At 73.6% G+C, this 12,138-nt stretch carries 12 protein-coding genes and 1 rRNA gene; 6 read left to right on the top strand and 7 right to left on the bottom strand.

What is annotated here, in order from left to right; translation table 11 throughout:
- A 5S ribosomal RNA gene (gene rrf / locus SM611_RS31350) occupies nt 1-112 on the top strand; the annotation flags it as partial.
- Between the two features lie 304 nt (nt 113-416).
- On the opposite strand, the gene SM611_RS31345 is transcribed toward rrf, so the two are convergent.
- On the bottom strand, nt 417-914 hold the full coding sequence (locus tag SM611_RS31345) for an FBP domain-containing protein (protein WP_371953928.1): 498 nt from the start codon (nt 912-914) through the stop codon (nt 417-419).
- A 71-nt stretch (nt 915-985) separates the two neighbouring features.
- Here SM611_RS31345 and SM611_RS31340 point away from each other — a divergent pair, with 71 nt between their 5' ends.
- Nucleotides 986-1,558 carry a TetR/AcrR family transcriptional regulator gene (locus tag SM611_RS31340; RefSeq protein ID WP_371953927.1) on the top strand — a complete coding sequence of 191 codons (573 nt, stop codon included), beginning with the start codon at nt 986-988 and terminating at the stop codon, nt 1,556-1,558.
- A 197-nt stretch (nt 1,559-1,755) separates the two neighbouring features.
- Here the strand turns inward: SM611_RS31340 and SM611_RS31335 are convergent, their stop codons facing one another.
- The 4 genes from SM611_RS31335 to SM611_RS31320 form a co-directional block, all read right to left on the bottom strand.
- The gene (locus SM611_RS31335) at nt 1,756-3,408 is read right to left on the bottom strand and encodes a DNA repair helicase XPB (protein WP_371953932.1); all 1,653 of its coding nucleotides are present in this window, start codon (nt 3,406-3,408) and stop codon (nt 1,756-1,758) included.
- A 147-nt stretch (nt 3,409-3,555) separates the two neighbouring features.
- Nucleotides 3,556-3,978 carry a hypothetical protein gene (locus SM611_RS31330; RefSeq protein ID WP_371953926.1) on the bottom strand — a complete coding sequence of 141 codons (423 nt, stop codon included), beginning with the start codon at nt 3,976-3,978 and terminating at the stop codon, nt 3,556-3,558.
- Between the two features lie 124 nt (nt 3,979-4,102).
- Nucleotides 4,103-6,448 (bottom strand): helicase-associated domain-containing protein, encoded by a 2,346-nt coding sequence (locus SM611_RS31325; RefSeq protein ID WP_371953925.1) that lies wholly within the window; start codon nt 6,446-6,448, stop codon nt 4,103-4,105.
- Between the two features lie 95 nt (nt 6,449-6,543).
- A complete protein-coding gene (locus tag SM611_RS31320) occupies nt 6,544-7,161 on the bottom strand; it encodes a TetR/AcrR family transcriptional regulator (protein WP_371953924.1) in 618 nt (205 codons plus the stop codon).
- 168 nt (nt 7,162-7,329) lie between these two features.
- Between SM611_RS31320 and SM611_RS31315 the strand changes: the two genes are divergently transcribed.
- A complete protein-coding gene (locus SM611_RS31315; protein ID WP_371953923.1) occupies nt 7,330-7,812 on the top strand; it encodes a GNAT family N-acetyltransferase in 483 nt (160 codons plus the stop codon).
- Nucleotides 7,813-7,848: 36 nt separating this feature from the next.
- Here the strand turns inward: SM611_RS31315 and SM611_RS31310 are convergent, their stop codons facing one another.
- Nucleotides 7,849-8,271, bottom strand: coding sequence for a hypothetical protein (locus SM611_RS31310; protein ID WP_371953922.1), 423 nt, complete (start codon nt 8,269-8,271; stop codon nt 7,849-7,851).
- 241 nt (nt 8,272-8,512) lie between these two features.
- Between SM611_RS31310 and SM611_RS31305 the strand changes: the two genes are divergently transcribed.
- Together SM611_RS31305 and SM611_RS31300 are read left to right on the top strand one after the other, a co-directional pair.
- A complete protein-coding gene (locus tag SM611_RS31305; protein ID WP_371953921.1) occupies nt 8,513-9,154 on the top strand; it encodes an HAD family hydrolase in 642 nt (213 codons plus the stop codon).
- A gap of 156 nt (nt 9,155-9,310) precedes the next feature.
- A complete protein-coding gene (locus SM611_RS31300; RefSeq protein WP_371953920.1) occupies nt 9,311-9,706 on the top strand; it encodes a cold-shock protein in 396 nt (131 codons plus the stop codon).
- A 22-nt stretch (nt 9,707-9,728) separates the two neighbouring features.
- Here the strand turns inward: SM611_RS31300 and SM611_RS31295 are convergent, their stop codons facing one another.
- Nucleotides 9,729-11,117 (bottom strand): MFS transporter, encoded by a 1,389-nt coding sequence (locus tag SM611_RS31295; protein ID WP_371953919.1) that lies wholly within the window; start codon nt 11,115-11,117, stop codon nt 9,729-9,731.
- 161 nt (nt 11,118-11,278) lie between these two features.
- Here SM611_RS31295 and SM611_RS31290 point away from each other — a divergent pair, with 161 nt between their 5' ends.
- The gene (locus SM611_RS31290) at nt 11,279-12,136 is read left to right on the top strand and encodes a DUF3027 domain-containing protein (RefSeq protein ID WP_371953918.1); all 858 of its coding nucleotides are present in this window, start codon (nt 11,279-11,281) and stop codon (nt 12,134-12,136) included.
- Nucleotides 12,137-12,138 lie beyond the last annotated feature (2 nt).

Below are 12,138 nucleotides of genomic sequence, written 5' to 3'. Positions count from 1 at the left end.
TGGTTTTGGCGAAGGGGAAACACCCGGTCCCATCCCGAACCCGGAAGTTAAGCCCTTCAGCGCCGATGGTACTGCATGGGAGACTGTGTGGGAGAGTAGGACACCGCCGGACTCATATTGCAGGAAGGGCCCCGCCGACACCGGCGGGGCCCTTCCTCATTTACGGGCATTTATCGGGGTTGGAGAAGCCGCGCAACGCGACGGTGCGGCCACGGAGGCGTCGCCACTGATGCTGGTCGTCCTCGGGAGCGCCGTTGACGCGGACGTGGCCGGTGCAGTGGGCCGAGTCCGGTAGCAGGCCGGTGAGCGCGGCGCACAGCTCTGCGATGCCATGCGGGCCATTCTCTCGGGCACGGACACGCGTGAGGCCGGCAACGGCCCACCGGGGGAGATCGTCTCGGGGGCGATGGGACGGTTCAGCCGGTCACCTTGTCGAGGAACGTGTCCAGGTTGGCGAGGACGCGTGCGACCTTCTCGTCCAGCGTGAGGGATTCGTCGAGCCCGCCGCCGGCGACGGACTGCTTCTTGTCGCGAACGTAGAGGGAGCAGTCCAGGTCGCCGCACATGTACTGGCCGACGGAGTTTCCTTGGCGTCCGGCCTCACCGGTGCGGCGGGCGGTCATCAGCGTGACTCCGCCTCCAGTGCGGGTGGTCAGGCACAGGGAGCACATGCTGCGTGAGGTGAAGCCGCGGGCCGCGCTGGGGGCCACCCGGAGCGAGAGGCCCACCAGGCCGCCGTCCCGCTCGGTGACGAGGTAGGCGCGTCCCGGTGCGCTCGGATCTCGCCAGCCCAGGAAGTCGAGGTCGTCCCAGGGCAGGTCGGCGAAGTCCTTCGGGAGGTGGAGGCGCTTGGCCTCCCCCTTGGAGCAGTTGACGAAGGACGCGCGGATGTCGCGTTCGGTTACTGGTCTCATGAGCGGCGAGGGTAGCCTTCCTAATAGCATTAGGCAAATGCTTTAATATTCTAGGTAGATGGGAGGGTGCCATGGTGCGCGCTGGAGTGACCGTAGAGCGCCTGACGCGGGCGGCGGCTGAGCTGGCCGACGAGGTCGGCTTCGACCGGGTGACCGTTGCGGCGCTCGCGCGCGGCTTCGGTGTGAAGGAAGCCAGCCTGTACTCGCACATCAGGAACGCGCACGATCTGAAGACCAGGGTGGCGCTGCTGGCGCTGGCCGAACTCGCCGACGAGGTCGCCGCCGCGGTGGCCGGACGCGCCGGCAAGGACGCGCTGGTCGCCTTCGCCGACGCTTACAGGAGCTACGCCAAGCGGCATCCCGGCCGGTACGCGGCGGCCCGGATGGAGCTGGACCCCGAGACGGCCCGCGCGAGCGCAGGAGGCCGACACGCTGAGATGACGCGGGCGATCCTGCGCGGCTACGAGATACCGGAGCCCGACCAGACTGACGCGGTTCGGATGCTGGGCAGTGTGTTCCACGGCTACGTCAGCCTGGAGACCGCTGGCGCCTTCCAGCACCATCTGCGGGATGTCGACGCGTCCTGGGCCAGAACCCTGGACGCCCTCGACAGCGCCCTCCGGAACTGGCCTCCGCTCGCCTGAACGGCCACGCCCGGTTGACCGGTCGCATCCGCCTTGCGGGTCCTGCCCCCCTGATGGGGCACGCTCGCCTGGTGGGTCATGTCCGGTCGGCAGGTTCTGGGCGCGGCGCGTCGGCCTGGTGGGGCCTGCGCCCTGAAGGGGCGCAGGCCCTTCAGGGCGCCGGAGCGAACGGCTGGGACGGTCGGCGAGCGGTGGGGTTAGAAGTCCTTGCCGGTCAAGACGGTGTCGGCGTCCACGATGCGGTAGGCGTAGCCCTGTTCGGCCAGGAAGCGTTGGCGGTGGGCGGCGTAGTCCTGGTCGAGGGTGTCGCGGGCGACGACGGCGTAGAAGCGCGCGCCGCTGCCCGACGCCTTGGGGCGCAGCAGGCGTCCCAGACGCTGGGCCTCTTCCTGCCGCGACCCGTACGCCCCGGACACCTGGACGGCGACGGACGCTTCGGGCAGGTCGATGGAGAAGTTCGCCACCTTGGAGACGACCAGCACGTTGAGCTCACCCGAGCGGAACGCGTCGAAGAGGCGTTCGCGTTCGCGGATGCGGGTCTCGCCCTTGATGACGGGGGCGTCGAGGAGGGCGCCGAGTTCGTCGAGCTGGTCGATGTACTGGCCGATGACCAGGGTCTGCTCGCCGCGGTGGCGGTCGACGAGGGCCTTGATGAGCTTGGTCTTGGTGTCGGTGGTGGCGCAGAAGCGGTAGCGCTCGTCGGGTTCGGCGGTCGCGTAGGCGAGGCGCTCGGAGTCGGTGAGGGTGACGCGGACCTCGACGCAGTCGGCGGGCGCGATCCAGCCCTGGGACTCCATGTCCTTCCAGGGCGCGTCGTAGCGCTTCGGCCCGATCAGGGAGAAGACGTCGCCCTCCCGTCCGTCCTCGCGGACGAGGGTGGCGGTGAGGCCGAGCCGGCGGCGCGCCTGCAGGTCGGCGGTCATGCGGAAGATCGGCGCGGGCAGCAGGTGCACCTCGTCGTAGACGACCAGGCCCCAGTCGCGGGCGTCGAAGAGCTCCAGGTGCGTGTACGCGCCCTTCCGGCGCGTCGTCATGATCTGGTAGGTGGCGATGGTGACCGGCCGGATCTCCTTCTTCGTGCCGCTGTACTCGCCGATCTCGTCCTCGGTGAGGGACGTGCGGCGGAGCAGCTCCTGCTTCCACTGGTGGGCCGACACGGTGTTGGTCACGAGGATCAGCGTGGTCGCCTGCGCGCGCGCCATGGCGGCGGCGCCGACGATGGTCTTGCCGGCGCCGCAGGGCAGGACGACGACGCCGGAGCCGCCGTGCCAGAACGCCGAGGTGGCCTCCTCCTGGTAGGAGCGAAGCTCCCAGCCTTCCTGGACGAGGGAGATGGCGTGGGCCTCGCCGTCGACGTACCCGGCGAGGTCCTCGGCGGGCCAGCCGAGCTTGAGCAGGGCCTGCTTGAGGGCGCCGCGCTCGCTCGGGTGGACGGCGACGGCGTCGTCGCCGACCCGGTCCCCGATCATCCCCTTGACCTTCTTGGCGCGCAGCACCTCCTCCAGCACCGACCGGTCGGAGGACGACAGGACGAGCCCGTGCACCGGGTCCTTCTCCAGCCGCAGCCGCCCGTACCGGGCCATCGTGTCGGCGACGTCCACCAGCAGCGCGTGCGGGACGGGGTAGCGGGAAAACCGGATCAGCGTGTCGACGACCTGCTCGGCGTCGTGCCCGGCGGCGCGGGCGTTCCACAGCGCGAGCGGCGTCACCCGGTAGGTGTGGACGTGTTCGGGCGCCCGTTCGAGTTCGGCGAACGGGGCGATCTCCTTGCGGCAGGCGCCGGCCAGCTCGTGGTCGACCTCCAGCAGCAGGGTCTTGTCGGACTGGACGATGAGCGGACCGTCGGTCAAAGCAGAAGCCCCCGTCGCGATGCGGATGATCGATGCCACGTCCGGACACCCGTTGCCGCACGCTACCCGAGGCAGGGCGGCGCGTGGTGCGGTCCGGACGGGAACGCATGCTTCAACGGCTGCGGGCGCCCCACTCTTCCCGGGAGGTCAGACGCCGGATCCGGAGTCGTAACCGGAGTCGGCGTTGACCAGGACGATGATGTAGATGATGCCGATGACGATCCCGCAGAGGATCGACAGCCCGAACAGGACCCAGCCGGCGATGGTCAGCTTGCGGGCCGACTCGGGGTCGGACTGGACGCGCCCCATGGCGATCGCGGACACGATGGCGCCCGGAATGCCGAGGATGCCGCAGCACAGCAGGACGCTCGCGATGTTGCAGACGAGGCAGGCGGTGGTGGAGGCGTTGCTGGTCGGCCGGACCGGCACGCCTGGCGGCCCGTAGCCGTAGGGGTAGCCGGGCGGCTGGCCGCCGGAGTACGGCGTCCCGCTCCAGCCCTGCCCGCCGTACGGGTTCTGCCCGCCGTAGGGGTCCTGCCAGCCGGGCGGGGTGCCGCCGTATCCGCTCACAGACGGCCTCCTTCACGCGCTGCCACAGGGCCTCCAGATTAGGACCCCGGGCGGACATCGCGGGTTCCAGCACGATCAAGATCCTGATCGCGTGCGGCCCCGCCCGCGCGCCGGAGCCGGGCCGTCAGACCTCGCTCACGCCGGTGATGCGGTGCAGGGCGAAGCGGTGGACGGCGGCGCGGGTGGCGTCGTAGCCGGTGAGGAAGCCGCCCTCGACGCGGACCGGTTCGACGATGCGGCTGGACGCCTGGCCCTGCTGGTCGAGGTAGCCGATCCAGACGCGGCCGCCGCGGTCGACGGCGGCGCGGAGGCGTTCGATGGTCGCCATCGCGGGGGAGCGCGGCGGGTCGCCGGAGGGGGCCTGGCGGGCGTGCTCGGCGCCGTGCCGGGCCGCCTCGTCGCCGGCCCGCAGCGCGCGGACGGCGGCGGAGATCATCGAGTCGTCGGCGCGGGTGTCGGGGCGGAGCCGGACGATCTCGGCGGTGGGCGGCGGGTCGGCGCGCTGGGCGTCCGGGCGGGTGACGATCACGCCGCCGCCGGGGGCCTCGGCGACCGGGGCGAGGCCCATGCGGCGCAGGCCGTCGAGGAGTTCGGCGCGCTGCAGCCCGGACGCGAGGACGGTCGGCGCGAGCCGGTGCAGGCGCAGCGGGGCGGCGCGCCGGTCGGCGAGGATCTCGTCGAGGGTGGCGGCGGAGTCGGTGCGGACGTAGGAGGTGAGGGCGCCGACGCGCAGGTGCCCGTGCCGGCGCGCGACGTCGCCGATGAGGTAGTCGAGAGGCTGCGGCAGCGGGGTGGCGGAGTGCCGGGTCAGCAGGTCGGTGATGTCGGCGGCGGAGCGTCCGGCGTCGAGGGCGCGGCGGATCGACTCGGGGGTGAACCGGTAGACGGTGGCGCCGCCGGTGGACTCGACGTCGGCGGCGAGCGCGAGCTCGCGGGCGAGGTCGGTGACGAGGGGGCCGGGCGCGATCGCGGTCAGGTCGGCCTGGATGAGGATCTCGTCGACGGGCGCCGGAAGGTACTTCTCCAGGGCGGGTTCGGGGTCGTCGCCGGTGAGCAGGTCGCGGGCGAACGGGGCGAGCTCGCCGAACGCGGTGAGGCCGAGGGCCGCGGCCTCGCGGAGCGTCCAGCCGAGGAGCCGCTCGCGGGTGGGGCCGCCGCGGCGGGGGCGCAGCCAGCCGAGCCGGGTGCGCAGGGCGTCCTCGTCGACGACGGCGCCGGGCCCGGCGCCGGCGAGGACCTCCAGGATCTCCCGGCGGGTGGCCGGGGCGCTGGACCGGACCATCCCCTCGCTGAGCGCGTTGATGAGCCGGTCGCGGTCGTCGCGCTCGCCGGCGAGCCCGGCGGCGCGGTCGGACTTCAGCCAGCCGCGCGCCAGCTCGGTCCAGCGGCCGGCGGTGTCGCGCATCAGCCACAGGTCGTAGGCGGGGGTGGGCAGCCACTCGCCGTCGAGGTCGCCGCTGCGGGTGAGCAGCCCGGCGGCGTAGGCGATCTCGACGAGCAGCGCGGCCTTCCACTCCGGGACGTCCAGCTGGGTGGCGGCGGCGCGCAGGTCGCGGACGGCGAGGCCGCCGCTGCGCAGGACGGGGGGCGGTTCGAGGCCCCAGCGTTCGAGGAGGTCCTCGATGAGCCGGACGACGCCGGCGGCCTCGCCCGCGGCGGCGCGGACCACGAGGTCGTCGCGCGGCGCCCGCGTCGCGGCGGGGAGCGGCGGCGGCTCGGCGGGGACGTCCCGGAAGAGCCGGCCGGCGCGCAGGTGCAGCGCGACCTCGCGGGGCAGGGTGACGGTGCGGTCGTCCTCGGCGGCGAGGAGGCCGCGGGCGAGGAGCCGCTCGATCGGGGTGGTCGCGGTGCCGAGGCGGACGGGGCGGCGCGCGTCCGCGACCCGCCCGACGGGCGGCCCCCACGCGAGCTGGTCGAGGGCGGCCCGCGCCTCGGGCCCGGCGTCCTCGATGAGCTCCGCCGGGTCCGCCAGGAGTTCGGTGAGCCGCCGCAGCAGCCGCGCGGAGTCGGGGAACCCGCGCGGGGCCTCGCCCTCCAGGTCGGTGACCAGGTCGGTGAGCCGCTCGGCCGGGTAGCCCGCGAAGACCTCCGCGGCGGGCGGGCCGAGGCCCGCGGGGTGCGGCAGCCCCTGCCGGACGCCGGGCGCGGTGACCGGCGTCCCGTCGCCCCAGGCCAGCCCGTAGCGGCGCAGCGTGCCGAGGGCGCGGTCGAGCTGCGCGGGCGTCGCGCCGAGGCCGGCGGTGAGCGCGGCCATGCCGGGCGCGGGCAGCACGAGGAGGGCTTCGAGGACGGCGAGGGTGAAGCGGTCCAGCCGGTCGAGGGCGCGGGACACCGCGGCGGGCGTCGCGGCGCGGGCCGCGAGGGCGGTCAGGTCGGCGGGGACGGGGGCGAGCAGCTCCGGACGCGCGGACAGCAGCGCGCGAAGCTCGTCGTCGCCTCGCGCGCGCAGCCAGTCCGCGTACGTCTCCATGCCGTTCCCCAACCATATGTCGCGTCCACGCCGCAAGTGCGCGGGCCCTCAAGGGTAGAGGTCCGCGCGAAGTGGGAAACCCGGGACGCCGCAGGTCAGGTCGCGGGCGTGCGCTGCAGGTGAACGAGCCCGAGACCGAGCCGAGCCCAGCTCTCCACGAAGCGCTTCTCGTCGATGCGGGTCGGCGGCTCGTACATCGACTCGTTCGCCAGCCAGTAGTTCACCACGGCCCCGCCGAGGATGGAGGCGATCGCGGGCCAGTCCTCGTCCGAGTCGCCGAACTCGGGCTGCGCCTCCAGCCAGGTCGCGATGCCGTCGTAGAGCGGGTTGACGATGCCCTCGCGCATCTCCGCGACCAGGTTCGGGAACTGGTCGAGGTCGCGGAACAGCACCCGGATGAGGTCCTGCTCCTCGCGCATCTTGGCGAGCCCGGCCTGGCACGTCATGCGCAGCCGGATCTCGAGCGGGCGCTCCTCGAAGGCGGCCGCCTGGACGAGGACGTCGCTGATCTGGCGGCGGGTCCGCTCGATGTGCTCGCGGATGGCGGAGGCGAGCACCTCCTCCTTCGACCGGAAGTGCCGGTAGAGCCCGCCGGCGCCCGGGGACAGGCCGGCGGCGGCCTCGATCTCCGCGACCGACGTCGCCGCGTAGCCCCGGTCGGCGAACAACCGGAGCGACTCGGACACGATGCGGTCGCGCGTAGGTGGCGTCATGGTGATGAGTTCCTCCGCAAGAACAGTAAGGCATCTTCGGCCCGCCGGCCGCCGCCTCCCGCCGCGGCACGCCCGAATTCGCGATGCGCCTCGTCCGGGGGCCGGGACGACTAGAGTTCGATGCCGCACGCCCCGTCGCCGGAAGGGGTGTCGCCGGAAAGGTCGACGATGTTCAAGTCTCCGCGGAAGGCGGCGGGCGGGGCGTTCCTGCCCGAGGACTTCGTGGTGCCCACGCTCGTGGCGGGGCCCGACTTCCAGATCCGCCCGATCACCGTCCACGACGTGGTCAAGGACTACGGCGCCGTGATCGGCAGCCTGGACCGGCTGGCCGGGCGGTTCGGGCCCGAGTGGGGCTGGCCCGACAGCGAGTTCACCTTCGAGCAGGCGCTGATCGACGTCGCGTGGCTGCAGAAGCAGGGGCAGCTGCGGCGCTCGTTCAGCTACGTGGTGATCACGCCGGACGGGGAGCGGCAGCTCGGCCGCATCCACGTGGCGCCGTCCGACAAGGCGGGCGCGGACGCCGTCGTGGTGTTCTGGGTCCGCGCGGACGAGGAGAACTCCGTGCTGGAGAAGGAGCTGGAGACGTTCGTCCGCCAGTGGGTGACGACGGCCTGGCCGTTCGACACCGTCCGGTTCCCCGGCCGCGAATAGCCGGCCCCGGCCGACCGGCCCCGGCCGGGCGCGGGGTCAGGCCAGGCGGCGGACGAGGCCGACGAGGATCCGGCCGGCCACCAGGTAGACGAGGGCGGCCAGGCCGTAGTTGACGGCGACCTCCGTCTTGGGGCTCTCCGGCTGGAAGACGTCCTTGAACTGCCAGCACAGGTCGGTGGCCCTGTCGCCGAACCAGCGGACGAGGTCGTTCGCCGTGTTCGCGTCGAACGCCACGAACACGATGTGGACGGCCAGGATCACCACGACGACCGTGGTCACGACGGAGATCGCGGTGGCGACGGCGCCGACGGCGCGGCGGCGGGCCCCGGCGGCGCGGTCGGTGAGCGAGCGGCGGGCGCGCGGGGCGCGGTGCTCGCCGCCCGGCTCGGTGCGGGTCATGATGTGCTCCTGCGGGGGCGGCTCCTGGCCGGCCGGCGGCCGGTCGGACTCGTCTGCCATCTGCGGCCTCCTTCACCGGGGGGCTGTGCCGGGGGCGGGCGGCGGCGCCGCGCGGGTGATCGTCCTTGGGGTCGGGGTGGGGTGTTCGGGTGCTGTGTTTTCCCTGGTCAGCAGGTTTGTGGCCGGGGGCCCGGGTAGATACGAAACACGGTCCCGTGCTCTCCTACTCGGATCCCGTCGCATCGCCACTACCAGGAGAGCGCGGGTCCTCTCATGTGTCCAGCCCTTTACCCTGTGGGACGTGTTCGATCTCGCTCCTCCCGCATCGTCCCCCGCGCCCCTCGCCGTCGGTTTCGACCTTGATCTGACCCTGGCCGACACACGGGCCGGCATCGGCGCCGTGTACGCCGCCCTGGCGGCGGAGACGGGCGTCCCCATCGACACGGGGCTGGTCGTGCGGCGCATCGGGCCGCCGCTGGAAGAGGAGCTGGCGTACTGGTTCCCGCCGGGCGAGGTGCCGGCGATGGCGGCCCGGTACCGGGCGATCTACGCCGACATCGCGATCCCGGCGACCGTCCTGATGCCGGGCGCCGCGGCCGCGCTGGACGCGGTGCGGGCCAGGGGCGGGCGCGCGGTCGTCGTGTCGGGCAAGAACCAGGCCGACACCGAGCGGACCGTCCGGTTCCTCGGGCTGCGGGTGGACGCCGTCGTGGGCGGCCTGTTCGGCGCGGAGAAGGGCGCGGCGCTGCGCGCGCACGGCGCCGGCGCCTACATCGGCGACCACACCGGCGACGTGGACGCGGCGCGGGCGGCGTCGGCGGTGGCGGTGGCCGTCGCGACGGGTTCGTTCGATTCGGCGGCCCTCGCGGCGTACGGCGCGGACGTGGTCCTGCCGGACCTGCTGGCCTTTCCGGAATGGCTCGGCGGGTTCGCGGCGGTCTGAGCTGCGGCGCGATAATCGGGTGACCCCGCCGGGCGCCCGGGATAGCTTCGGAGCCGTTGCCCCGCAGGCGTCGTGGGGGTACCGGCGTGTACACCGGCCCGCGGCGAGGCACTAATCTTGAGGGCGATTCACGACGATTACCGAACGAGGTCTCCGGTGCCGACTGGCAAGGTCAAGTGGTACGACTCCGACAAGGGGTTCGGCTTCCTCACCCGCGATGACGGCGGGGAGGTCTTCGTGCACTCATCGGCGCTGCCGGGCGGCGTCACGTCGCTCAAGCCGGGGCAGCGCATCGAGTTCGGCGTGGTCGAGGGGCGCCGCGGCCAGCAGGCCCTCCAGGTCAGGGTGCTGGAGTCGCTGCCGTCGGTCGAGAAGACCATCGCCAAGCAGCGGCGCAAGAAGCCGGACGAGATGGTCGTGATCACCGAGGACCTCATCAAGCTGCTGGACGGGATCTCCAACACCTACCGGCGCGGCAAGCACCCGGCGCCGGCGGAGGCCAAGAAGATCGCCATCGTGCTGCGGGCGGTGGCGGACGACCTGTCCCCCTGACCGGGCCGCTCCCGAACGGATCTCAGGTGCGCATCTCCGGGTGCGCGTCCTTGATCGTGGTGGGCGGGGCCGGGCGGCGGGTGCGGCGGCGCGTCCCCGCCTGGCGGGACACGAGCACCCCGAACGCCACGGCGAGCGCGGCGCCGACGACCGCGAGCGCGACCCGCCCGTCCGCGACGATCGACATGCCGAGCCCGAGCAGGCCGCCCAGCACCCAGCTGAGCTGGTGCAGCGTCTCCGACACCGCGAACGTGGACGAGCGCATCTCCTCGCCGATCTCGCGCTGCACGACCGCGTCCATGGACAGCTTGCCGAGCACCTGGCCGAGACCGGCCGCGGTCGCCACGGCGAGGGCCGCCCACAGCCCGAAGAACGCGGCGCCCGCCGCGGTGACGCCGGTGACGGCGGCGAGGGTCGCCGACACGATGAACCGGGGCGCCCGCGCCTTCATCCACGCGCCGAGCGCGGTGCCGATCAGCCCGCCCGCGCCCGCGCACGCCGCCAGCAGCCCCAGCGCGACATGGTGGGACACCGGGTCGAAGCGCTCCTGCCGCAGCAGGAACGCCAGGTAGATGATCAGGAAGCCGGAGAAGGCCCGCAGCACCGCGTTGGCCTCCATCGCCTCCGCGACGACCGGCCCGACGCGCGGCAGCATCCGCTGCCGCTGCGGAGCCGCGTCGGGTCGCGGCGCCTCCTCGGGGACGTCCACGTGCCCCGGCAGCCGCATGGTGAACACGACGCCGATCAGGAACACCACCGTGCCGATGCGCAGCACCCAGCCGGGCCCGATGAGGACGGCGAGGCCGGCCGCGGCCGGCGCGGTGACCGACGCCGCGATCAGCCCCGCGAACGCGGCGCGCGCGTTGGCCGTCACCAGCGTGATCTCGTCCGGCAGGACGCGCGGGGTGACCGCCGCCCGCAGCACCCCGAACGCCTTCGACAGCACCAGCACGCCGAACGCGGCGGGCAGGAACGTGACCTGGTCGCCGTGCGGGAGCGCGCTCGCCATCGCCCAGCACAGCAGCGCCCGCATCACGAAGGTGCTCGCGATCGCGTAGCGGCGGACGTGCCGGGCCCGGTCCAGCGCGGGGCCGATCAACGGCGCGACCAGCGCGAACGGCGCCATCGTGACGACGAGGTAGAGGGCGATCTGGCCGCGCGCCTGGTTGACGTCCAGGCCGAAGAACAGCGTCCCCGCCAGCGCGACCGTGACCATGGCGTCGCCGGCGGAGTTGAACGCGGACGCCTCGATCAGGCTGCCGAGGCCGCTGCGTCCCGCGCCCTGCGCGTGGGTGACGCGGCGGGTGAGCCGGGCCGTCCCGAGCACGGCCGAGCGCGCGCCGCGACCCGCGCGCGCCGCCCCTCCGGCGGCGGCGCGGACGGACCGTCCCAGCCTCGTGCGGTCTGCCATGCGCCCCGGTCTCTCCCAGCGGCCGTCCCGGTTCGGCACCGGCCCCCGGCCATCGGAGTCGTTCGCTTGAGGGTACGTTCCCCGCTGGAACGGAGGCTCACCCGGCCGTCGCCGCCCGGCCTGGTGCCCGGCCACGTCCCCGCATGGGCGAGAATTGAGGTGTGAGCCCACAGCGCCAGTCCAGCCCCGCGCGTCCCGCCGCCGCGCGCACCACGTCCGGGCCCGCCCGCCGGACCCGCACGCCCGCCGTCGACGCCGCCTGCGCCGAGGCGGTCGACCTCGCCCGCGAGGCCGCCGAGGAGACCGCCCGCCCGACCCCCGTCGGCGAGCACCTCGGCCTCCACGCCGAGGCGGATCGCGTGGTCACGCACTACTTCGAGTGCCTCGACCCCGCCTACCGGGGCTGGCGCTGGTCGGTGACCGTGACCCGGGCGTCGCGCGCCCGGAACGTCACGGTCAGCGAGTGCGTGCTGCTGCCCGGCGACGAGGCGCTGCTCGCGCCGCAGTGGGTGCCGTGGCTGGAGCGGCTGCGCCCCGGCGACCTCGGCCCCGGCGACCTGCTGCCGACCGCGCCCGACGACGTCCGGCTCGCCCCCGGCTTCACCCAGGTGGACGACTCCACCGACCGCGAGGCCCAGTGGGAGCTCGGGCTCGGCCGCGTCCGGGTGCTGTCCCGCGAGGGACGCGACGAGGCCGCGACCCGCTGGTACGAGGGCGTCGCCGGCCCCCGCGCGCCGATCGCGGCGTCCGCGCCGGCCCAGTGCTCCACCTGCGGCTTCTTCGTCGGCCTCGCGGGCGATCTGCGGCAGGTCTTCGGGGTCTGCGCCAACGAGTACGCCCCCGACGACGGCCGCGTCGTCTCCGCCGACCACGGCTGCGGCGCGCACTCCGAGGCGGTCTCGATCCCGGCCGCGTCAGAGCACAACCCGCCGGTGATCGACGAACTGGGCTACGAGGTCGTCCCGTCCGGTGACGACGACACGGCGTCCCTGGACGACGAGGCCCTCGGCCACAGCTGACG

The sequence above is a fragment of the Actinomadura monticuli genome, from assembly GCF_041463655.1.
Lineage (GTDB): Bacteria > Actinomycetota > Actinomycetes > Streptosporangiales > Streptosporangiaceae > Spirillospora > Spirillospora monticuli.
The sequence above is the reverse complement of the archived record's forward strand: the minus strand, read 5'-3'. Positions and strand labels throughout refer to the sequence as shown.

Bases quoted from the DNA above. Each gene is read 5' to 3' on its own strand.
- SM611_RS31345 (WP_371953928.1), bottom strand. From the start codon at position 914: ATGAGACCAGTAACCGAACGCGACATCCGCGCGTCCTTCGTCAACTGC.
- SM611_RS31340 (WP_371953927.1), top strand. From the start codon at position 986: ATGGTGCGCGCTGGAGTGACCGTAGAGCGCCTGACGCGGGCGGCGGCT.
- SM611_RS31325 (WP_371953925.1), bottom strand. From the start codon at position 6,448: ATGGAGACGTACGCGGACTGGCTGCGCGCGCGAGGCGACGACGAGCTT.
- SM611_RS31320 (WP_371953924.1), bottom strand. From the start codon at position 7,161: ATGACGCCACCTACGCGCGACCGCATCGTGTCCGAGTCGCTCCGGTTG.
- SM611_RS31315 (WP_371953923.1), top strand. From the start codon at position 7,330: ATGTTCAAGTCTCCGCGGAAGGCGGCGGGCGGGGCGTTCCTGCCCGAG.
- SM611_RS31310 (WP_371953922.1), bottom strand. From the start codon at position 8,271: ATGGCAGACGAGTCCGACCGGCCGCCGGCCGGCCAGGAGCCGCCCCCG.
- SM611_RS31295 (WP_371953919.1), bottom strand. From the start codon at position 11,117: ATGGCAGACCGCACGAGGCTGGGACGGTCCGTCCGCGCCGCCGCCGGA.